General features: G+C 71.4%; 16 protein-coding genes. 12 read left to right on the forward strand and 4 right to left on the reverse strand.

The genetic code is table 11. The features are described 5' to 3' along the window. The first annotated feature begins 135 nt into the window (after nucleotides 1-135). From hutU to OG844_RS30795, 10 genes are all read left to right on the forward strand, one after another. Nucleotides 136-1,818 carry a urocanate hydratase gene (hutU, locus tag OG844_RS30750; protein ID WP_406394670.1) on the forward strand — a complete coding sequence of 561 codons (1,683 nt, stop codon included), beginning with the start codon at nucleotides 136-138 and terminating at the stop codon, nucleotides 1,816-1,818. A 113-nt stretch (nucleotides 1,819-1,931) separates the two neighbouring features. Continuing rightward, nucleotides 1,932-3,146 (forward strand): allantoate amidohydrolase, encoded by a 1,215-nt coding sequence (locus tag OG844_RS30755; protein ID WP_406396324.1) that lies wholly within the window; start codon nucleotides 1,932-1,934, stop codon nucleotides 3,144-3,146. Further along, complete coding sequence (locus OG844_RS30760; RefSeq protein WP_406394672.1) at nucleotides 3,137-4,504, forward strand: formimidoylglutamate deiminase; 1,368 nt, start codon at nucleotides 3,137-3,139, stop codon at nucleotides 4,502-4,504. The genes OG844_RS30755 and OG844_RS30760 overlap by 10 nt, the downstream gene beginning before the upstream one ends. 29 nt (nucleotides 4,505-4,533) lie before the next feature. Next, nucleotides 4,534-5,706, forward strand: coding sequence for an imidazolonepropionase (hutI, locus tag OG844_RS30765; RefSeq protein WP_406394674.1), 1,173 nt, complete (start codon nucleotides 4,534-4,536; stop codon nucleotides 5,704-5,706). A gap of 127 nt (nucleotides 5,707-5,833) precedes the next feature. Beyond that, on the forward strand, nucleotides 5,834-6,979 hold the full coding sequence (locus tag OG844_RS30770) for a GNAT family N-acetyltransferase (protein ID WP_406394675.1): 1,146 nt from the start codon (nucleotides 5,834-5,836) through the stop codon (nucleotides 6,977-6,979). A gap of 166 nt (nucleotides 6,980-7,145) precedes the next feature. After that, nucleotides 7,146-8,423: a glycosyltransferase gene (locus OG844_RS30775; protein ID WP_406396325.1), complete on the forward strand. Its 1,278-nt coding sequence runs from the start codon at nucleotides 7,146-7,148 to the stop codon at nucleotides 8,421-8,423. Further along, entirely contained in the window at nucleotides 8,420-9,241 is an 822-nt protein-coding gene (locus OG844_RS30780; RefSeq protein ID WP_406394676.1) for a polysaccharide deacetylase family protein, read from the forward strand. Before OG844_RS30775 ends, OG844_RS30780 begins: the two co-directional genes overlap by 4 nt. Nucleotides 9,242-9,398: 157 nt before the next feature. Continuing rightward, nucleotides 9,399-11,285 (forward strand): hypothetical protein, encoded by a 1,887-nt coding sequence (locus OG844_RS30785; RefSeq protein ID WP_406394677.1) that lies wholly within the window; start codon nucleotides 9,399-9,401, stop codon nucleotides 11,283-11,285. An 18-nt stretch (nucleotides 11,286-11,303) separates the two neighbouring features. Next, nucleotides 11,304-11,726, forward strand: coding sequence for a hypothetical protein (locus OG844_RS30790; RefSeq protein WP_406394678.1), 423 nt, complete (start codon nucleotides 11,304-11,306; stop codon nucleotides 11,724-11,726). Next, a complete protein-coding gene (locus OG844_RS30795; protein WP_406394679.1) occupies nucleotides 11,723-12,874 on the forward strand; it encodes a glycoside hydrolase family 26 protein in 1,152 nt (383 codons plus the stop codon). Before OG844_RS30790 ends, OG844_RS30795 begins: the two co-directional genes overlap by 4 nt. Here OG844_RS30795 and OG844_RS30800 read toward each other — a convergent pair. From OG844_RS30800 to OG844_RS30810, 3 genes are all read right to left on the reverse strand, one after another. Continuing rightward, a complete protein-coding gene (locus tag OG844_RS30800; RefSeq protein ID WP_406394680.1) occupies nucleotides 12,849-15,008 on the reverse strand; it encodes a lipopolysaccharide biosynthesis protein in 2,160 nt (719 codons plus the stop codon). The two genes, OG844_RS30795 and OG844_RS30800, sit on opposite strands and share 26 nt — an antisense overlap. Then, nucleotides 15,001-16,149, reverse strand: a complete 1,149-nt coding sequence (locus tag OG844_RS30805) for a DegT/DnrJ/EryC1/StrS family aminotransferase (protein ID WP_406396327.1) — start codon at nucleotides 16,147-16,149, stop codon at nucleotides 15,001-15,003. The genes OG844_RS30800 and OG844_RS30805 overlap by 8 nt, the downstream gene beginning before the upstream one ends. Before the next feature lie 182 nt (nucleotides 16,150-16,331). Next, on the reverse strand, nucleotides 16,332-17,291 hold the full coding sequence (locus OG844_RS30810; RefSeq protein WP_406394681.1) for an RNA polymerase sigma factor SigF: 960 nt from the start codon (nucleotides 17,289-17,291) through the stop codon (nucleotides 16,332-16,334). Nucleotides 17,292-17,580: 289 nt separating this feature from the next. On the opposite strand from OG844_RS30810, the gene OG844_RS30815 reads away from it, so the two are divergent. Together OG844_RS30815 and OG844_RS30820 are read left to right on the forward strand one after the other, a co-directional pair. Next, nucleotides 17,581-17,949 (forward strand): STAS domain-containing protein, encoded by a 369-nt coding sequence (locus tag OG844_RS30815; protein ID WP_406394682.1) that lies wholly within the window; start codon nucleotides 17,581-17,583, stop codon nucleotides 17,947-17,949. A 196-nt stretch (nucleotides 17,950-18,145) separates the two neighbouring features. Then, a complete protein-coding gene (locus OG844_RS30820; RefSeq protein ID WP_406394684.1) occupies nucleotides 18,146-18,637 on the forward strand; it encodes an ATP-binding protein in 492 nt (163 codons plus the stop codon). A gap of 219 nt (nucleotides 18,638-18,856) precedes the next feature. Here the strand turns inward: OG844_RS30820 and OG844_RS30825 are convergent, their stop codons facing one another. Next, nucleotides 18,857-20,347, reverse strand: a complete 1,491-nt coding sequence (locus OG844_RS30825) for an oligopeptide:H+ symporter (protein ID WP_406394685.1) — start codon at nucleotides 20,345-20,347, stop codon at nucleotides 18,857-18,859. Between the last annotated feature and the right edge of the window lie 19 nt (nucleotides 20,348-20,366).

Here is a 20,366-nt window from a genome sequence, read left to right on the forward strand (position 1 = left end):
GCGGGGATTCCGCTCCGGCAGGCGGTCGGACCGGAGGGGGCGGGCGCTCCCTGTTGACTAGGAGTATTCAGACACGCAGGATGTGAATAGAACAGTCACAGGCAGGACGGTCGCAGTCGCGAGGAGGCATTCCCCATGTCAGGACCCCGCCCCGTACGGGCACCGCGCGGTACGGAACTGAGTGCCCTGGGATGGCAGCAGGAAGCCGCCCTGCGCATGCTGCAGAACAACCTCGACCCCGAGGTGGCCGAGCACCCGGACAAGCTCGTCGTCTACGGCGGTACGGGCAAGGCGGCCCGCGACTGGCGGTCCTACGACGCCATGGTCCGCACACTGCGGACGCTCAAGCAGGACGAGACGATGCTCGTCCAGTCCGGGCGGCCCGTCGGCGTCATGCAGACCCACGAGTGGGCGCCGCGCGTGCTGATCGCCAACTCCAACCTGGTGGGCGACTGGGCCAACTGGGAGGAGTTCCGCCGACTGGAGGCCCTCGGGCTCACCATGTACGGGCAGATGACCGCGGGGTCCTGGATCTACATCGGTACGCAGGGCATCCTCCAGGGCACGTACGAGACGTTCGCCGCCGTCGCCGAGAAGCTGCGTTCCGTGGGCAAGGGCGTCAACGGCACGCTCGCGGGGACCATCACGCTGACGGCCGGGCTCGGCGGCATGGGCGGGGCCCAGCCGCTCGCCGTGACCATGAACGACGGCGTCGCCATCTGCATCGACTGCGACCCGCGCGCCATCGAGCGCCGGATCGAGCACCGCTTCCTGGACGTGAGGGCAGACAGCCTGGAGCACGCGCTCCGGCTGGCCGTCGAGGCGCGGGACGCACGGCGACCGCTCTCCATCGGGCTCCTCGGCAACGCCGCGGAGCTCCTGCCCCGCATGCTCGCCGAGGGCGCGCCGATCGACATCGTCACCGATCAGACCAGCGCCCACGACCCGCTCGCCTATCTGCCGGTCGGCGTCGACTTCGACGACATGGCCTCGTACGCCGCCGAGAAGCCCGCCGACTTCACCCGCCGCGCCCGTGAGTCGATGGCCGCGCACGTCGAGGCCATGGTCGGCTTCATGGACGCCGGCGCCGAGGTCTTCGACTACGGCAACTCGATCCGTGGCGAGGCGCAACTGGCAGGCTACGAGCGGGCGTTCGACTTCCCGGGCTTCGTTCCCGCGTACATCAGGCCGCTCTTCTGCGAGGGCAGGGGGCCGTTCCGGTGGGCGGCGCTGTCGGGGGAGGCCTCCGACATCCACAAGACGGACAAGGCGATGCTCGAACTCTTCCCGGAGAACGAATCGCTGCAGCGCTGGATCAAGATGGCCGGCGAGCGCGTCCACTTCCAGGGGCTCCCGGCCCGGATCTGCTGGCTCGGATACGGCGAGCGCGACAAGGCCGGTGAGCGGTTCAACGACATGGTGGCGAGCGGGGAGCTGGCCGCACCGCTGGCCATCGGGCGCGACCACCTGGACTGCGGATCGGTCGCCTCTCCGTACCGCGAGACCGAGGCGATGCTCGACGGCTCCGACGCGATCGCGGACTGGCCGCTGCTGAACGCCATGGTCAACGTGGCGTCGGGGGCCTCCTGGGTGTCCCTGCACCACGGTGGCGGCGTGGGCATGGGCCGCTCCATCCACGCGGGACAGGTCACGGTCGCCGACGGCACGAAGCTGGCGGGCGAGAAGATCCGCCGGGTGCTCACCAACGACCCGGGCATGGGGGTCATCCGGCATGTCGATGCCGGTTACGACATCGCGGAGTCCGTCGCTTCGGACAAGGGCGTGCGGGTTCCCATGGCGGAGGGCGAGCAGCCGTGACGCAGGGCGGCTCCCGGACCGTGGGGGCGGACGGTTCACTGCCGGGTGCGGGTGCTTCCGGCGCCGGTTCCGCCCCGCCGGCCGAGCGGACGACTCAGCCGTCCTTCCAGTCGATGTGGCGCGACCTCGCGCCCATCGGCCGCCATGCGGGCAGCGGCGGGTACCGGCGCTACGCCTGGACCGGGGCCGATGTGGAGTGCCGGGCGTGGTTCCGGGGACAGGCCGAGTCGCGCGGACTCGCCTACGAGGTCGACCGCAACGGCAACCAGTGGGCCTGGTACGGCGATCCGCTCGCCGGGGATGCCGTCGTCACGGGGTCGCATCTCGACTCCGTGCCGGACGGGGGCGCCTTCGACGGGCCCCTCGGTGTGGTCTCCTCCTTCGCCGCCTTCGATGAACTCCGCCGCAGGGGAGCGGAGTTCGTCAAGCCCTTCGCCATCAGCAACTTCGGCGACGAGGAAGGGGCACGCTTCGGGCTCGCCTGCGCCGGGTCCCGGCTCGCCGCCGGGCAGCTGACCGTCGACAAGGCGCACCAGCTCCGCGACGGGGACGGTGTCACGCTGCCGCAGGCCATGGAGGCCGCCGGATACGACCCCGGCACCATCGGGCCCGACCCGGAACGGCTCGCCCGTATCGGTGCGTTCGTCGAGCTCCACGTGGAACAGGGGCGGGCGCTCGACCTGAGCGGGGACCCGGTCGGTGTCGCCTCCGTCATCTGGCCGCACGGGCGGTGGCGGTTCGACTTCCGGGGCGAGGCCAACCACGCAGGCACCACCCGGCTCGTCGACCGGCGCGACCCGATGCTCACGTACGCGGAGACCGTGCTGGCGGCCCGGCGCGAGGCCGAGCTCGCAGGAGGGCTCGCGACCTTCGGCAAGATCGCTGTCGAGCCGAACGGGGTCAACGCGATCCCCTCCCTCGTCCGCGGCTGGCTCGACTCACGGGCCGCCGACCAGGCCACCCTCGACGCCGTCGTCGGCGGCATCGAGCGGGCCGCCCGGGAGTACGCCGGGCGGGCCGGGATCGACCTCGACGTCGTACGCGAGTCGTTCACGCCCGTCGTGGAGTTCCAGCACGCCCTGCGCGACGAGATCTGCCGGGTGCTGGGGAAGCACGGCCCGGACGACACGGGACGCACCGTCCCCGTCCTCGGCACGGGAGCGGGCCATGATGCGGGTATTTTGTCCGCTTCGGTGCCCACCGCCATGCTGTTCGTACGCAACCCCACCGGGATCTCGCACTCGCCGGCCGAACACGCCGCCGAGGACGACTGCGTGGCCGGGGTGATCGCACTCGCCGACGTACTGGAAGGCCTCGCGTGCAGCTGACTACGCAACCCACAGGCACACCGGTCACCGCCACCTACTGGCTGTCCCATGCCTGGCTCGGCACCCACGTCGAGCCGGGCGTCGCCCTGGACGTGGCCGCAGGGCGCATCGCCGGTGTCCGTACGGGCATCGACACACCGCCGCCCGGCGCCACCGCACTGCGCGGCCTGACCCTCCCGGGGCTGGCCAACACCCACTCGCACGCCTTCCACCGGGCCCTGCGCTCCACCGTCCAGGTCGGTTCCGGCACCTTCTGGACCTGGCGCGAACTGATGTACCGGGTGGCCTCCCGGCTCACCCCCGACACCTACTACGACCTGGCCCGTGCCACGTACGCCGAGATGGCCCTGGCCGGCATCACCGCCGTCGGTGAGTTCCACTACCTGCACCACGCCCCCGGCGGCACGCCCTACGACAATCCGAACGCGATGGGTGAGGCCCTCGTCGCGGCGGCGGCCGAGGCGGGCATCCGCATCACCCTGCTGGACACCGCCTACCTCGCCGCCGGATTCGGCGAGAAGCCCAACCAGCACCAGCTCCGCTTCAGCGACACCACCGCCGACGCCTGGGCCGAGCGCGCCTCCCTCCTCAAGGGCGACGACCGGACGCTGATCGGCGCCGCCATCCACTCCGTGCGCGCCGTCCCGGCAGGGCAGCTGGCCACCGTCGCGAAATGGGCCGAGGAGCGGGAAGCGCCCCTCCACGTCCATCTCTCCGAGCAGACTGCCGAGAACGACGCCTGTCTCGCCGCCCACGGCCGCACTCCCACCCGGCTCCTCGCCGACCACGGGGTCCTCGGCCCGCGCACCACCGGCATCCACAACACGCACCTCACCGCCGAGGACATCACCCTGCTGGGCAGCTCCACGACCGGCACCTGCATGTGCCCCACCACCGAACGCGACCTCGCCGACGGCATCGGGCCCGCCGCCGCCCTCCAACGTGCGGGCTCCCCGCTCTCGCTGGGCAGCGACAGCCACGCGGTGATCGACCTCTTCGAGGAAGCCAGGGCGATGGAGCTCAACGAGCGCCTGCGCACCCATGTACGCGGCCACTGGACCGCCACGGCCCTGCTCAGAGCCGCTTCCGCCGACGGGCACGCGGCACTCGGCCGCCCCGACGCGGGCACGCTGGAACCGGGTGCGCCGGCCGACTTCGCCACCGTCGCACTGGACTCCGTCAGGACAGCGGGACCGGCGCCCCGGCTGGCAGCCGAAGCAGCCGTATTCGCCGCCTCCGCCGCCGATGTCCGGCACACGGTCGTGGCAGGTCGGCACCTCGTACGGGACGGTCACCACACACGGGTGCAGGACGTCCCCGCAGCACTCGCCTCCGCCGTCGCCGCCCTGCACGGCTGATCCCCGAACACGAGGAGAGCACCCCCCAGATGACGACGACCGCCGTCACCAACATCGCCAGCCTGGTCACCAACGACCCCTCACTCGGAAACGGGACCCCCCTGGGCCTGATCCGGGACGCGGCCGTCGTCATCGAGGGCGACCGCATCGTCTGGACCGGTGAAGCCGGCAGAGCACCCGCCACCGACAACGCCGTCGACGCGGGTGGCCGGGCCATGATCCCCGGCTTCGTGGACTCCCACTCCCACCTGGTGTTCGCGGGCGACCGCACCCACGAGTTCAACGCCCGCATGTCCGGCCTCCCCTACTCCGCCGGCGGCATCCGCACGACCGTCTCCGCCACCCGCGCCGCCTCCGACGACGAGCTCTCGGCCAACGTCGCGCGCTATCTCGCGGAGGCGCTGCGCCAGGGCACCACCACCTTCGAGACCAAGTCCGGCTACGGCCTCACCGTCGAGGACGAGGCCCGCGCCCTGCGCGTCGCCTCCCGCCACACGGACGAAGTCACCTTCCTCGGCGCGCATATCGTGGGGCCCGAGTACGCGGACGACCCCGCCGGATACGTGGACCTGGTCACCGGGCCGATGCTGGACGCCTGCGCCCCGTACGCCCGCTGGATCGACGTCTTCTGCGAGAAGGGTGCCTTCGACGGGGACCAGGCGCGCGCCGTCCTCACCGCGGGCAAGGCCAGGGGCCTGCACCCCCGCGTCCACGCCAACCAGCTCGGCCACGGCCCCGGTGTCCAGCTCGCCGTCGAGCTCGACGCGGCGTCGGCCGACCACTGCACTCATCTCACCGACGCCGACCTCGACGCGCTCGGTCAGGGCGACACCGTGGCCACGCTGCTCCCCGGCGCCGAGTTCTCCACCCGTGCGACCTGGCCCGACGCCCGTCGCCTCCTCGGCGCCGGCGCCACCGTCGCGCTCTCCACCGACTGCAATCCGGGCTCGTCGTTCACCTCCTCCATGCCGTTCTGCATCGCCCTCGCCGTACGGGACATGGGCATGACCCCCGACGAGGCGCTCTGGTCCGCCACCGCGGGCGGCGCGGCCGCGCTGCGCCGCGACGACATCGGCCGGATCACGCCCGGTGCCCGCGCCGACCTCGTGCTCCTGGACGCCCCGAGCCACGTCCACCTCGCCTACCGGCCGGGAGTTCCGCTGGTCAGCAGGGTGTGGCGGCGCGGGGAACAGGTCGCGTAACGGCCGAAAAGCGGAAGGAGCCGATTTTCACCGGTCGGTCACAAGATGTCGCGGGTGCCTACCGCGGAGTGACCGTGCCCGGTACCGTTCTGGGCAGCGTGGCTCAGGGGGTAGACCGGGGGGTCTGGTGAGCAGTCGGCGCATACGTGTGGTCAGGCCCGGGGATCTGGGCGTGGGGGACATCGAGACCTGGCGGGAGCTGCGGGCGAAGTCCGGCGCTCCTGCCCATCCGTTCATGGAACCGGAATTCACCCTTGCCGTCGGCCGCGTCCGGCCGCGCGCACGGGTGGCCGTGATCAGCGACGAGGAGCAGGTGACGGCCGGCTACTTCCCTTTCGAGAAGGGGCGGTTCGGCGGCCACGGCAGGGCGGTCGGCTTCGGGGTCTCCGACCTCCAGGGCGCGGTGCTGCGCCCAGGTCTCCCGCTGGACGCCAGGGCGCTGCTGCGGGCCTGTGGGATCTCCGCATGGGAGTTCGACAACCTCGAGGCGGGTCAGGAACTCTTCGAGGAGGACGCCGCCCGCTCGTACCCCTCGTACGTCATCGATGTCGGTGACGGCTACGAGAGCTACGAGACGGAACTGCGCGCCCGGTCGCCGAAGTTCCTCAGGACCACCCTGGCGAAGGAGCGCAAGCTCGGCCGGCAGGCCGGTGAGGTGCGGTTCGTCCTCGACGAGCGGGATCCGGCGGTGCTGCGGACCCTGATGGAGTGGAAGTCCGCCCAGTACCGCAGGACCGGGCGCCGCGACCGCTTCGCGAAGAGGTGGATCCGCGACCTGGTGGAGTTCCTGTTCCACACCCGGGCTCCTGGGTGCTCGGGTCTGCTCTCGGTTCTGTACGCGGCAGACAATCCCGTGGCCGCCCACTTCGGGCTGCGTTCGCGGACCGTGCTCTCGTGCTGGTTCCCGGCGTACGACCCCGAGTTCGCGAAGTTCTCTCCCGGGCTGATCCTCCACCTGCGGATGGCGCGGGCAGCCGCGGACGACGGCATCGGGATGCTCGACATGGGCCGCGGGGCGGCCGAGTACAAGGACGCCCTGAAGACCGGGGAGCTGACGGTCCACGAGGGTGCCTCGGTCAGGCCGGGTGCGGGCGCCGCCCTCCAGTGGCTCGGCCGTGAACCCTCCCGCAGGGCGCACAGCTTCGTACGCGAGAGGCCCCGGCTGGCGGGCGTGGCCCAGCGCGGACTCGAAGGGGCGGGCCGGCTGCGCAATACGAAGCGGCCGAAGCGGCCGAAGCAGCCGAAGGTGCCGAAGCCGCCTCGACAGCCGTAACGGCCGTTGAGGCGTCACAGCAACCGGCGCGGCGGCTGCAGCACGCGCAGTTCACAACGGGCGGCCATTGGCGTCACGACGACGTGGGGGAGGGGACCGGATGCCGTACAGGACACAACGAGCTGGAGCAGCACCGCAATTGCCTGACATCGGCCACCTCGCCGGTATGGCCGTGGCCGAGCTGGAGCTCGGAGCACCGGACGGTACGGGCGCCAGGATCGCCCCCGCCCCTGGCGGCCCGCCCTTCAAGGACGGCCCGCACGAGGGCGAGGACCAGCGGGTCTTCGCGCTCGTGAGGCTGCGCGGGCGCCCCGTCGGCACGGTCGTCGGCCGGATCCGGGCGGGCGACGACCCGGCTTCCGTACTCGCCGGACAGGCGGTCGACGAGATCGACCTGCCGGAGCCGCTCCCCGCGTCCCGGCCGGCCGACGCTCCCCGGGCCACCGTCGTCGTCGCGACCCGGGAGCGCCCGGAGCAGCTCGCCCGCGCGCTCGACTCGCTGCTGGCCCAGGACCACCCGGACTTCGAGATCGTCGTCGTCGACAACGCACCCGCCACGACCGCCACCCGCGATCTCGTCGCGGCCCGGTACGCGCACCGAGGGGTCCGCCACGTCCTGGAACCCGTGCCCGGTCTGGCCGCCGCCCACAACCGGGGGATCGCCGCCGCCGAGGCGGACGTCCTCGCGTTCACCGACGACGACGTGATCGCCGATCCGCACTGGCTCACCGCCCTCACCCTGCCGTTCACCGCGGACCCGCGGCTCGGCTGTGTGACCGGCCTGATCCTGCCCGCGCTGCTGAACACCCCTGCGCAGACCCTGCTGGAGAGCCACGGCGGCTTCGCCAAGGGATTCGCCGGGCGCCGCTACGACCCCGCGCACCCGCCGGCCGACGAACCGCTCTTCCCGTTCACGGCCGGACGGTTCGGGTCGGGCGCCAACATGGCCTTCCGCGCCGGACCGTTGCGGGCCGTCGGCGGCTTCGACCCCGCCACCGGCACCGGAACGCCCGCCAGGGGCGGCGACGACCTCTACGCCTTCGTACGGATCCTCGCCGGGGGCCACCCCCTGCTCTACACACCCGACGCGATCGTCTGGCACCACCACCGGGAGCGCTGGGAGGACCTGTGCGGACAGGCCTACGGGTACGGGGCCGGGCTCACCGCCTGCCTCACGGCGCTCCTGGTCCGGCAGCCCTCGCTGCTGCCGGCCCTGCTCGCCCGGCTGCCGCGCGGTCTCGCCCACGCCCGCACCATGACGGCGTCGCGCGCCACGGACATGGCAGGTCGGCGGGTCGTTCCCGGCGAACACGGCACGTACACCTACCCGTGGCCCCGGCATCTGTCCCGGCTGGAGCGGCGGGGCCTGCTGTACGGCCCGGTCGGATACGTACGCGCCCGGCTGTCCGTCCGCGGCGAACCACGTCCCTGGGAGGGGAGATGAGCGCTCACAGATCCGGCGGCTCCGGGGCGTCCCGGATACCCGTGCTGCTCTACCACGCGGTGATGGACGACCCCCCGCAGTGGATCGCCGAGTTCACGGTCGGGCCGCGCGCGTTCGCGGCCCAGCTGGACGCGATCGCCGCCAGCGGGCGCACCGCCGTCCCGATCAGCGCACTCGTCGACCATCTCGCGGGGCGTGGCCCGCTGCCGGACCGCCCGGTCGTCCTCACCTTCGACGACGGTTTCGCGGATCTGCCCGGACCCACCGCCGAGGCGCTCGCCGGGCGTTCGATGCCCGCCACCGCGTACCTCACCACCGGTGCGCTGGCGGCCGGCGGCCGCAGTCTGCTGCCGCCCGGTCCGATGATGAGCCTGGAACAGGCGCCGCTGCTCGAGCAGTACGGCATGGAGGTGGGCGGGCACACGGTCACCCACTGCCAGCTGGACACGCTGACCGGTGCGGCTCTCACGTGCGAGCTCACCGACTCCAAGAAGGCGTTGGAGGACGTGCTGGGCCACGAGGTGACCCATCTCGCCTATCCGCACGGGTACAACAGCGCGGCGGTGCGCCGCGCCGCCCGTGCCGCCGGGTACGAGAGTGCGGTGGCCGTCCGGCACGCGCTGAGCTCGGCGTGGGACGAGCCGTACCGGATCGCTCGGCTGATCCTCCGGCGGGGGCACACGGTGCGGGACATCGAGGAGTGGATGGCGGGCGGTGGCGCTCCGGTGGCGCCGTTCCCCGACTCGCTGCCGACCGTCGGCTGGCGGTGGTACCGGCGGGCCCGGGCGGCGGTACGGGGACCGGTGTTCGCGGGGTGAGGCGAACGGGGCGGGGCGAGTGGTGTGACGGGGTGCCGGATCGAGCGAGAGCCGTACAAAGGCGAAGCACATTCCTATACTTCGCTTAAGGGGACAGCGGCGTGACGGCCGCGACCACATCCGTGGGGGGAGTCGCACTGTGCAGCAGCCTGTTCCTGTGCCGGTCGCAGGGGACACCGCGGGGAGCAGCGGCTCCACGCAGCCCCCGGCCGGGCCGTCCGGCACCCCGCCCCGTGTACCGGCCCGCAGCAGAGTCCCGGGCGCGCTGAGACCTCAGCCGCTGCTCACCTGGCTGCCGTTGCTCCTGGCAGCCGCACTGTGGATCCAGGCCCTGCCGCACATCGGATTCCGCTCGATGGGCGAGTACGGCCTGCTGGACCGGCTGCCGGTCACCTACTACCTCTCCCTGCTCGCCCTGACCGCGGGCTTCCTGGTCAGCCTGCGCCGCGCGGGTACGGCGCCCTGGTGGCCTGCCCTCTACTGCGCCGGTCTGCTGATGGCCCTCAAGGGCGTCCCCGCCGTGCTGTACGACTCCGAGCGCTACCCCTGGGCGTCCAAGCACGACGCCGTCATCGACCATCTGCTGGCCAACGGGGAACTGCGCCCGAACGAGGGCCTGTCCGGCAACATGTCGGCCTACGACCAGTGGCCGGGATTCTTCACCCTGAACGGCGGGCTCGTCCGCGCCTTCGGGGTCGACAGCGCCGCCACGTACCTCAACTGGGCACCCATCGTCTTCGGTCTGCTGATGATGCCGGTCCTGATCCTGATCTACCGCACCTTCAGCGAGGACTGGCGGCTGATCTGGACGGCCGTCTGGATCTTCCAGCTCGCCAACTGGGTGGGCCAGGACTACCTCGCCCCCCAGGGTCTCGCCTTCCTGCTCCACCTCGCTGTGTTCGCCGTCGTCGTACGGCACTTCGTGCGTCCCGGCTCGGCGGGAAGGCTGCGCTCCCGCGCCTGTCTCGACCCGGCCGCAGCCGTCGTCCCGCCGCCCACCGGCACCCGGCAGCGCGCGATCTGCGTGGTGGCCCTGGTGCCCGTGATCGCCGCCGTCAACGCGGTGCACCAGCTGACCCCGGTGATGCTCTGCGTCACCTTGCTCGCCCTCAACCTCACCCGCCGTTACCGCAACCCCGGGCTGCTCGTCGTGGCCGGTCTGCTCATGCTGGCCTGGGACCTCACGATGGGCCGCCCCCTGTTCACCGAGACGCTGGGCACCCTGCGCGACTCGCTGGGCGAGCTGACCCAGAACTCCCGTGCCGGGTACGTGGGTCAGCTCACCGGGGCCGGGCCGGAACTGGCCGGGCGGGCCAACATCCTGATGGTGCTGGCCGTGGCCGCCCTGGCGGGGACGGCCCTGCTGTTGCGCCGCCGCCTGGTGCACAGCGCGCTGCCGCTGCTGCTGGCCTCCCTCGCCCCCGTCCCGCTCTTCGTCGTCAATGACTACGGCGGCGAAATGCTCTTCCGGGTCTACCTGTTCGCGCTGCCCGGCGCCGCGTTCTTCGCAGCCGCGGCGCTCGTGCCCGCGGCCGGGGGCAGCGGGGTGCACCGGGTGCGGCCGGCCGTACGGAGGATCTGCGCGGTCGCGCTGCCCCTGTCGCTGGTCGCGCTGCTGGTGGGCTTCATGCCGTCGTACTACGGCAAGGAGCGGATGAACTACACACCGCCCGACGAGACGGCGCTCGTCACCCGCGCCATCGACCGGGCCCCCGACGGGGCCCTGGTCCTGGCCACCACCGGCTCCTTCCCGCAGGCACTGCACCGCTACGACCAGTTGGAGCACTGGTTCTTCGCCGAGCAGGAGCTGCCCGAGAACGTCGCGATGCTCAAGGACCCCGCCCGGTACCTCTCGACCCGGATGCCGCCCGGCGCCAGCGCCTTCGTCATCCTCACGCACACCCAGGACGTCTACACCGCCGGTGAGGGGCTGCTGCCGCCCGGCGGCTTCGCCCGGCTGACCGGGGACCTCACCGCGTCGCCGCTCTTCCGTGTGGTCGAGCGCACCGAGCACGGCGTCGTCCTGCAGTACACCGGGCCCTAGACGAGGAAGGCCGCCACCGTGTCCGAGAACCGGCAACCGACAGCACCGAGGCCACAGACCCTGATCAGAGCCGCTGTGGCGCTCTCCGGATGGGTGGCGCTCGCCGCGAGCGCACTGCCGGGAGGCTCGCCCCTGCGCTGGATACCGGTGTTCCTCTTCGTCTGCGTCGGCCCGGGATTCGCCCTGCTGTACCCGCAGCCCGGGAGGCTCCGTCCGGCGGCCCGCCTCGAAGCGCTGGCGCTGGCCGCGCCCTTCGGCCTCTCGCTCGCCGTCCTCACGGCCACGTCGCTGTTCCTGGCCGAGGCGTTCTCGGCGACCGCGTTCCTGGTGTCACTCGCCGCGTTCACCACGGTCGCGGCCGCGTGCCCCGGTCTTCCGCTGCCCGCCGCCACCCGCGGCGCCGCGGAGAGGGGCCGGGCCGAACCCGTGAGGCGCCGATGACCGGGCGCCCGGTGCCGGGGCCGGTCTCCCCGTCGCGGCTGCGCAGGCCCCGTACGTACCTGGCGCTCGCCCTGGTCTCCGTGGCGGCGCTGCTGACCGGCCTCGTCGCCTGGTTCGGTACGCCTTCGTCCGGTGACGACGACCCTTCCGTACCGTCCGCGAACGACCTGCCCGCCGATGCCGCCACCGGTGAGGTGACCGGTGGAACGTGCGCCCCGTCCGCCACTCTCGTACCGCCGTGCGGAGCCTGGTGGGGCGCCTACGTTCCGTACGCGGAGAACGGGTCGCTCAAGGACGCGGTGTACGCGTTCGAGAAGAAGATCGGCCGGAAGCTCGACCTCCTGTACACGTACCACGACATGTCGAACACCGAGCTCGACGGACAGCTCCTCACCCCCGACGAGCAGATCCTCGGCCGGGACCGGATGCTGATGCTGGCCTGGGAGTCCACGGTGTGGCGCGAGCCCCACCACGCGAACTACACCGAGGACCAGCTCGGCTGGGCGAAGGTCGCCTCGGGGGCGTACGACCGCGAGATCATCGACCCCCAGGCGCGTCGCATCAAGGCGTACGGGAAGCGGGTGTTCTTCTCCTTCGACCAGGAGGTCGACGCCCGGGTCGGCGACGCGGGAACCCCGGCGGAGTACGTCGCCGCCTACCGGCACCTCCACGACCGGTTCGAGGAGCTGGGTGTGGACAACGTGGTGTGGGTGTGGACGGTCTCCGGCTTCCTGCAGTCGGGCAAGCTCTTCGAACAGCTCTATCCGGGGGACGACTACGTCGACTGGATCGGCATGGACCAGTACAACTACTTCACCTGCCACGGCACCACGGACTGGAAGGACTTCGACCGCAGCCAGCGGCCGACGTACGACTGGCTCCGCACGCACATCAGCGCGGAGAAGCCGGTCATGCTCGCCGAGTTCGCCACCGTCCCGGATCCGGCCGACGCGGACCGCCGACGTGAGTGGTACGAGGAGATTCCCGAGGTCGTACGGACGATGAAGGGGGCCAGGGCCCTGGTGCACTGGAACCGTGCGGTGCCGGGCGAGGGCTGCGACCTCACCGTCAACGACGGCCCGGGGCTGCAGGGTTATCGCACGGCCGGCCAGGACGACTACTTCAAGCAGCCGGTCCCCGGCCGCTGATCCTGCCGCGGACGGTGCGGGCCACCGCCGTTGCCGCGAACAGCCCGCAGAACACGGGCAGTCCGGCAGCGGCGAAGGCGTCCTGGGCCGCCCAGCCGGCCACCGCGAGCGCCCAGACCAGGGCGGCAACGGCCCGCCGGGGCACCCCCGCGGACCGCAGCAGTACGGCCGCGAGCCCCAGGCAGAGCACCTGCAACGCGAGCGGCAGCCCCAGGAGCACGGCGGCCGGGGAGTCCAGTCCGGCGACCTCGGCCAGGAAGCGGGCGAGCGTCCCGTGCGGCTCCTGCGAGGCGGCGGGGGGCCGGACACCGAGGAGCGGCGGGGCCAGGTGCAGGGTCGCCACGGTCATCAGCAGCGCCGACCCGATCAGCGCGGGCCGCAGACGCTGGAGCGCGACGGCTCCGCAGTAGACGACGATCATGAGAACCCCCGCGGTCACGGTGACCGGAGGCAGCGCATGGATCAGCTCGGTGCCGGTCAGCCGGTGGTGGCCGGTCTGCGCGACCCGCGTCAGAGGCACCCAGAACAGCCCGGCGGCGAGCCCCAGCAGCAGCCACAGCGCGCCGGTCAGCCAGGACTCGCCGTCCGTCCGGTCCGTGGCCGACGGTGAGCCGTCGCGCACGAGCACGGGGATACCGAAGGCGGGCGTCACCGTGTCGTGGGCACCGCGCAGGTACACCGTGTCCGCGGTCCAGTCCGCCCCGTACTCCTCGGCCCGCCGCTCCCAGGTGCGCCGATGCGCCGTGCGGGCCCAACTCGTCCCGAAATCCTCGTCCTTCGCCGCCCTCGGACGCCTCCCGAGCCCGAGGACGGGCCGTCCCGTCAGCGCGGCGCGCAGTCCCAGGGCGGAGGCGGCCGCCACCGCCGTCATGCTCAGGAGCATCGCCCAGCCCGCCCCCGCGATCCCCAGCGGACCCAGCAGCAGGGCCGCACTGCCCAGCACCGCCGCGCACATCGCGCCCTGGAGGACTGCCAGCGCACCGGTGCGGCCCTGCACCCGCAGCACGCCGATGTGCAGCTCGACCAGGACCCGTGGCAGTGCGGCGGCGGCCAGCAGCCGCAGGACGAGCGTGCCGTGGTCGGCGTAGTCGTGGCCGAACGGGGCGAGGATCTGCGGGGCGAACACGACCAGCACGAGGACGACGGGAACCAGCAGCAGCGCCATCCGGCGCAGCGCCCCGCGTACGCCCTCGGCCAGGTGGCCGGGGCTGTGGGAGGCGTGGGCGGTGAGCGAGGAGGCCATGTTGATGGCCATGAACTCCATGGTGCCGCCGACGGTGTACGCGATGTAGAAGAAGCCGTTGTGCGCGGCGTCGAAGCGGACCGCGACCATCACGGGCAGCAGATTGATCATGGCGAGGCTGAAGAGGGCACCGACCGAGTCCCCGGCCAGGAATCTGCCGATCTCGCCGAGCCCGGGCGGCTCGCGGTCCCGGTCGGCTCCCTCCTGGTGCGGGATCAGTCTGCGGAAGATCAGCCAGCCGAGCGGCAGTACGGACAGGGCGATGGCCGCGGCCCAGGAGACGAACACGCCGAGTACGGGCAGGGCGGTGGCGAAGGCGGCGAGCATCAGCAGCTTGCCGATGGAGAACACGGCATTGCCGACGGGCACCCAGAACGCCTTGCGCAGCCCGGTCAGCACCCCGTCCTGGAGCGTGAGGATCGCCCAGGCGACACACGACCCGGTGAACACGAGCCCGGCCGAGAGCGTGCCCAGCGGGGCGTACGAGTCCCCCCACAGGTCCAGGGTGAGCAGGAAGACCACGCAGGCCAGGGTGACGACGACGGAGCTGGCCAGATAGGTGCGGGCGACCAGGGACGCGGTGGCGCGTCCGGCCCGGGGCACGTACCGCACCACGGCCCCGATCATCGTCGTCGCGGTGACCGACGCGAGGAGCCGCATCGCGGCGATGGCGGCGGATCCCTGGCCGACGGCCTCCTCGGTGTAGTAGCGGGCGGCGACCAGCCAGAAGGCGAGGCCGAGGGCGGCGGAGACTCCGGTGGAGAGCATCAGGGCGTAGGCGTTGCGGAACATCGAGTCGCCGCTCGCGCCGCCCTTTTCCGCCGGGACGGGCGCGTCCGCCGCATCGGCGCCTCCGGCCGGCGGCGGGCCGACTCTGGTGGTGTCAGCCACCGGGCAGCTCTCTCGCGGGCGCGATGCCTGCCGCGGTGAGGACATCGATGACGCGGCCGGCCTGCAGGGGGTCGACGGGCAGGGCGTGCCGGGCGAACCAGGCGGCGTTGGCGGGGTGGACGGAGGGGTCGGTGAACGGGTCCCCGGCGTAGGTGTCGAGCGGCGGGTCGTAGAGGTAGCCGACGGTGATCCGGTGCCGGGCGAGGGCGGCGACGGCCGCGTCCCGGTCGGCCACCAGCAGCGGCACCCGGAACAGCGGCTGTACGGGGGTGCCCGCAGGGTGCGGCGCCGCCCAGCGGGTGGCGAGGAGGCGTTCCGTGCCGGCCAGGTGTGCCGTGAGCTTCTCGTCGAGCCCGGAGAGGAGGCGTTCGATGCGCCGCAGCCGTAATCGGCCCGGGGCGACCCGGTAGTCGTGCATGTCGACCCGGACCCAGGAGTGGAAGCCGGTCAGGGAGGGAGCGGTGCCGAGGGCCTGCTCGAGTTCTGCGGGTCGCAGCGGCATCCGGATCTCCTCGCGCTCCTGGAGCCCGAGGAGCCGCAGAGCCCACCAGGCAGCGGGAGCGAGCCGCAGCCCGCGTACCGCCGCCTCCGCGTACGGCCGTACCGCGTAGGCGAGTTCGGTGGTGAGCGCGGCAGGGTCGAGGAGTGCGTCGCGGGCCTGCTCCAGCGGGGCGCGCAGCCCCGGGTCGGCGACGGCGAGGAAGCCTCCTGCCTTGGCGCCGACGTGCTTGGAGAGGCTGAAGGCGGCCGCGTCACCGAAGGTGCCGACCGGCTTTCCGTCCGTCGCGCTGCCGATGGCGTGCGCGGCGTCCTCGATGAGCGGGATGCCGAGCCGGTCGCAGCGCGCGCGGAGCGCCGGAGCGGGGTCGGGGTGTCCGTACAGGTTGGTGGTGAGGACCGCCGAGAGTCCGTTCCACACGGAGTCGGGCACGGCGTCCACGTCGATGGAACCGTCCGTGGCGGACAGCGGAGCCTGGACGGGGCGCAGGCCCGCGGCGAGGACGACGAAGAGGATGACGTCGTCGTTGACGGGAGACATCAGGACCCTGCCGCCGGGCTCGCACCAGTGGCGGAGGGCCACGTAGATGCCCAGCCTGCACGACGGTACGTAGAGGCATTCACGGCCGATCCGGGCGCGCATCGCCGATTCGGCCGCGGCGTGGGCCGCCGGACCGCTCTCCCCATCAGCCATGTGTTCCCCCCAGAACCCAAGTGTCCAATGTGGCCCAGTCCGTGGCACTTCGTCAACAATGCGGAAGGACCTGCCCGTTGCCGGGACAGGTCCTTCCGCAATGATCTCTTCGGGGTCCGTGGACCACCGGATCATTCCTCCAGTGTCAGGCCCTTCCTGAGCTTGACCAGAGTCCGTGAGAGCAGCCGGGACACGTGCATCTGCGAGATGCCGAGCTCCTCGCCGATCTCCGACTGCGTCATGTTGGCGACGAACCGCAGCGAGAGGATCGTGCGGTCGCGCGTCGGGAGCGAAGCGATGAGCGGCTTCAGGGACTCGACGTACTCGATGCCTTCGAGTCCGTGGTCCTCGTAGCCGATGCGGTCCGCGAGCGCGCCCTCGTTGTCGTCGTCCTCGGGCTTGGCGTCCAGCGAGCTCGCGGTGTACGCGTTGCTCGCGGCCATGCCCTCGACGACCTCGTCGCCGGTGATGCCGAGGCGTTCGGCCAGCTCCGCCACGGTGGGTGCGCGGTCCAGCTTCTGGGACAGCTCGTCGCCCGCCTTGGCGAGGTCGAGGCGGAGTTCCTGCAGGCGGCGCGGGACGCGCACGGACCAGCTGGTGTCACGGAAGAAGCGCTTGATCTCACCGACGATGGTGGGCATCGCGAAGGTCGGGAACTCGACGCCGCGGCTGAGTTCGAAGCGGTCGATCGCCTTGATCAGGCCGATGGTGCCGACCTGGACGATGTCCTCCATGGGTTCGCTGCGCGAGCGGAACCGGGAAGCCGCGAACCTGACCAGTGCGAGGTTGAGCTCGACGAGGGTGTTGCGGACGTACGCGTACTCGTGGGTTCCCTCTTCGAGGGATTCGAGCCGTGCGAAGAGTGTCTTCGACAGGGCTCTGGCGTCCAGGGCGCCGACTTCGGCGAAGGGCGGGATCTCGGGGAGTTCCTCGTGGCCCTCGCTCAGAAGGTCGTTGTCGTCGTGGGGGGAGGTGCTGCTGGTGCGCGGGCCGGGTACGGCGGTCGCGGCGGGGGAGTCGGAATCGGTCGGTCCCTGAGGACATGTCGACGTGGCGTTGTGGGTACGCGATACGTCGAGCCGGGGTGACATGGTTCTCCTCCATCGTTCTCGGCATATGGCTGCCGATGCCCATACGTGTTCCTGCGGTGAAGCGGCGCCTCCGAAGCCGATCGGTTTCCGGTTTTGCTGTCCCTCCTACCCTTACCCGGTTCCAACCACGAGTTACAAGCGCCAAATGCGCTTATATGTCCGGTTTGTTGAGGTCTTCGACTACCGTGTGGCGAGGGAAACGCGTAATGTTTTACGCACGTCGGCGGCAGCCGCGCAGACAACCGCGTTCCTGTGACGCGGACAGTGACGGACGGCGAAGAGGAACGGCATGGACCGCGGGACGGTCGGCAGTGCGAACCGGGGTCGGCTTGAGGTCGACGTCCGGACGGACGGCCGCAGCGAGGTTGTGACGCCGGTGGGTGAGCTCGATCACCACACCGCAGATCTGCTGCGTGAACCTCTGGAGAGTGCGGTCGAACAGGGGCGTGCGCGCCTGGTGGTCGACTGCTCGGGGCTCGAGTTCTGCGACTCCACAGGGCTCAACGTGCTGCTCGGTGCCCGCCTGAAGGCCGAAGCGGCCGGGGGCGGGGTCCACCTGGCCGGCATGCTGCCCGTGGTCGCACGCGTCTTCGAGATCACCGGGGCCGAGGCGGTCTTCACCGTCCACGCCTCACTCGAAGAGGCTCTGGGCGCCTGACCGGGCCTTTTATGCGCCTTTGCAGTTCCGTGGGCCCCGGGTATCGCTCTCATCACGCTGTTGGCACAGCCGAAGTGGGTGTTGTCACGATTCGGCAGGGCAGGAGACACCCCGGTGGGGTCACGGCCCGGCACACTCTGTATCTGATCAGTATCTGTTCGATGGCAACTCGGTGAATCGGTGAGGTGAAGCGCTGATGAGCACCACCCGGCAGCATCCGCCGGGCGGCCTCGGTCGCGAGCCGGACGGCGAGGGCGCTGCCTCCGCCGTACCTGCGGACCGGCAGTGGCGAACCCTTTCGCTGAAGCAGGCCAGTGGCATTGTGCCGATGGCCCGGGACTTCGCCCGGCAGGCCCTGCACGACTGGGGCTGGCTCCCGGCGTCCGGCGCCGATCGCCGTGCCGCCGCCGAGGACGTCCTGCTCGTCGTCTCCGAGCTCGTCACGAACGCCTGTCTGCACGCCGACGGTCCTGAGGAGCTCCGTATCGCCTGCTCCCCCAAAGTGCTGCGGGTGGAGGTCGTCGACCGGGGCGCGGGACAGCCGTCGCCGCGCACCCCGCACCGCGCGGGCCGGCCCGGCGGACACGGCATGTTCATCGTCCAGCGGCTCTGTCTGGACTGGGGCGTCATGCGTACGCCGGACGAACCGGGCAAGACCGTGTGGGCGGAGCTGGCGGCGCCCGCGTAGCCCCCTTCCCCGCCCCGTTGCAGAGGAGCGCGCCCGCCGGGCGCGCTCCTTGTCGTTTCCCGGCGGTTGCCGACGATGTTTCCCGGCGGGTACCGACGCCGTTTCCCGGCCGGGCGCGACGCCGATTACCTGCGGGCACGTCCCTGCTTCCGGGCGGGTACGACGGAGGGCCGCCGCACCGGATCGGTGCGACGGCCCTCGGCCATGGGGGAGTCCGTGTCAGCGGACGTCGCCCATGAGCGTCTTGACCTTGCCGCGGTACATGAAGATCGCGACACCCGCGGCCACCGCGAGGGCGGCCTGGAGAGCCACCACCCCGGTGCCGTTGAGTTCGACACCCGCGATGGACAGCAGACCGGTGGTGCAGTCGCCGGCGGTGACCGCCAGGAACCAGACACCCATCATCTGGCTGGCGTACTTGGCCGGAGCCATCTTCGTGGTGACCGAGAGGCCGACCGGGGAGAGCGTCAGCTCGGCGACGGTCTGCACGAAGTAGATCGCGACCAGCCACATCGCCGCGGCCTTGTGACCGTCACCCGCGATGGTCAGGGGCAGCAGGAACAGGAAGAACGAAGCACCGACCAGTACCAGACCGGAGCTGAACTTCACGATCGTGCTGGGCTCCTTGCCCCGCCGGTTCAGCGCCATCCAGAAGGCGGCGAAGACCGGGGCCAGCGCCATGATCAGGACCGGGTTGACCGACTGGTACCAGGAGACCGGGAAGTCCCAGCCGAGGACCGAGTTCTCGGCCGAGGAGTCGGCGAAGATCGCCAGGGTCGAACCGCCCTGGTCGTAGATCATCCAGAAGATGGCGGCGGCCACGAAGAACCAGATGTAGCCGGACATCTTCTTCTGCTCGGTGTCGCTGAGCTCCTTGTCGCGCTTGATGCGCGTCAGGACCAGCACCGGAATGACGAGACCCGCGATCGTGATCGGGACCAGCAGCCAGTTCAGCGTGTAGACGCCGGTGACGACCGTGCCGATGTAGAAGACGGCCGCGACGCCCATCCAGATCATGGCCTTGCGCAGGGTCGAGGCACGCTCGACCGCGCTCAGCGGCTTCGGGACGATCAGGCTGCGCTCGTTCAGGTGGCGCGTGCCGAGCAGGAACTGGGCGACACCCAGACCCATGCCGAGCGCCGCGATGGCGAAGCCCAGGTGCCAGTTGACGCTCTCGCCGATGGTGCCGATGACGAGCGGTGCGGCGAAGGCACCCAGGTTGATGCCCATGTAGAAGATGGTGAAGCCACCGTCGCGGCGCGGGTCGTCCGGGCCGTCGTAGAGGTGGCCGACCATCGTCGAGATGTTGGACTTCAGCAGGCCGGAGCCGATCGCCACCAGGCCGAGACCGGCGAAGAACGTGCCCTCGGAGGGCAGCGCCAGGGTCAGGTGGCCGAGCATGATCGTGCCGCCGGCGATCGCGACGGTCTTGCGCGGGCCCCAGACCCGGTCGCCGAACCAGCCGCCGGGCATGGCGAGCAGGTACACCAACGACAGGTAGACCGAGTAGATCGCGGTGGCCGTACCCGGGTCCATGTCGAGCCCGTTGGGAGCGATCAGGTAGAGCGGGAGGAGGGCGCGCATGCCGTAATAGCTGAAGCGCTCCCACATCTCGGTCATGAAGAGAGTGGCCAGGCCGCGGGGGTGGCCGAAGAAGGTCTTCTCCGAACCAGAAGTACTGGCCGAGTCCTTCGTCAGGCTGGACGCCATGGTCGATCCTTGCTGGTCG

The organism is Streptomyces sp. NBC_00887 (assembly GCF_045207585.1).

Bases quoted from the DNA above. Each gene is read 5' to 3' on its own strand.
- OG844_RS30775 (WP_406396325.1), top strand. From the start codon at position 7,146: ATGGCCGTGGCCGAGCTGGAGCTCGGAGCACCGGACGGTACGGGCGCC.
- hutU (WP_406394670.1), top strand. From the start codon at position 136: ATGTCAGGACCCCGCCCCGTACGGGCACCGCGCGGTACGGAACTGAGT.
- OG844_RS30805 (WP_406396327.1), bottom strand. From the start codon at position 16,149: ATGCGCGCCCGGATCGGCCGTGAATGCCTCTACGTACCGTCGTGCAGG.
- OG844_RS30815 (WP_406394682.1), top strand. From the start codon at position 17,581: ATGGACCGCGGGACGGTCGGCAGTGCGAACCGGGGTCGGCTTGAGGTC.
- OG844_RS30780 (WP_406394676.1), top strand. From the start codon at position 8,420: ATGAGCGCTCACAGATCCGGCGGCTCCGGGGCGTCCCGGATACCCGTG.
- OG844_RS30755 (WP_406396324.1), top strand. From the start codon at position 1,932: ATGTGGCGCGACCTCGCGCCCATCGGCCGCCATGCGGGCAGCGGCGGG.
- hutI (WP_406394674.1), top strand. From the start codon at position 4,534: ATGACGACGACCGCCGTCACCAACATCGCCAGCCTGGTCACCAACGAC.
- OG844_RS30820 (WP_406394684.1), top strand. From the start codon at position 18,146: ATGAGCACCACCCGGCAGCATCCGCCGGGCGGCCTCGGTCGCGAGCCG.
- OG844_RS30810 (WP_406394681.1), bottom strand. From the start codon at position 17,291: ATGTCACCCCGGCTCGACGTATCGCGTACCCACAACGCCACGTCGACA.
- OG844_RS30795 (WP_406394679.1), top strand. From the start codon at position 11,723: ATGACCGGGCGCCCGGTGCCGGGGCCGGTCTCCCCGTCGCGGCTGCGC.
- OG844_RS30825 (WP_406394685.1), bottom strand. From the start codon at position 20,347: ATGGCGTCCAGCCTGACGAAGGACTCGGCCAGTACTTCTGGTTCGGAG.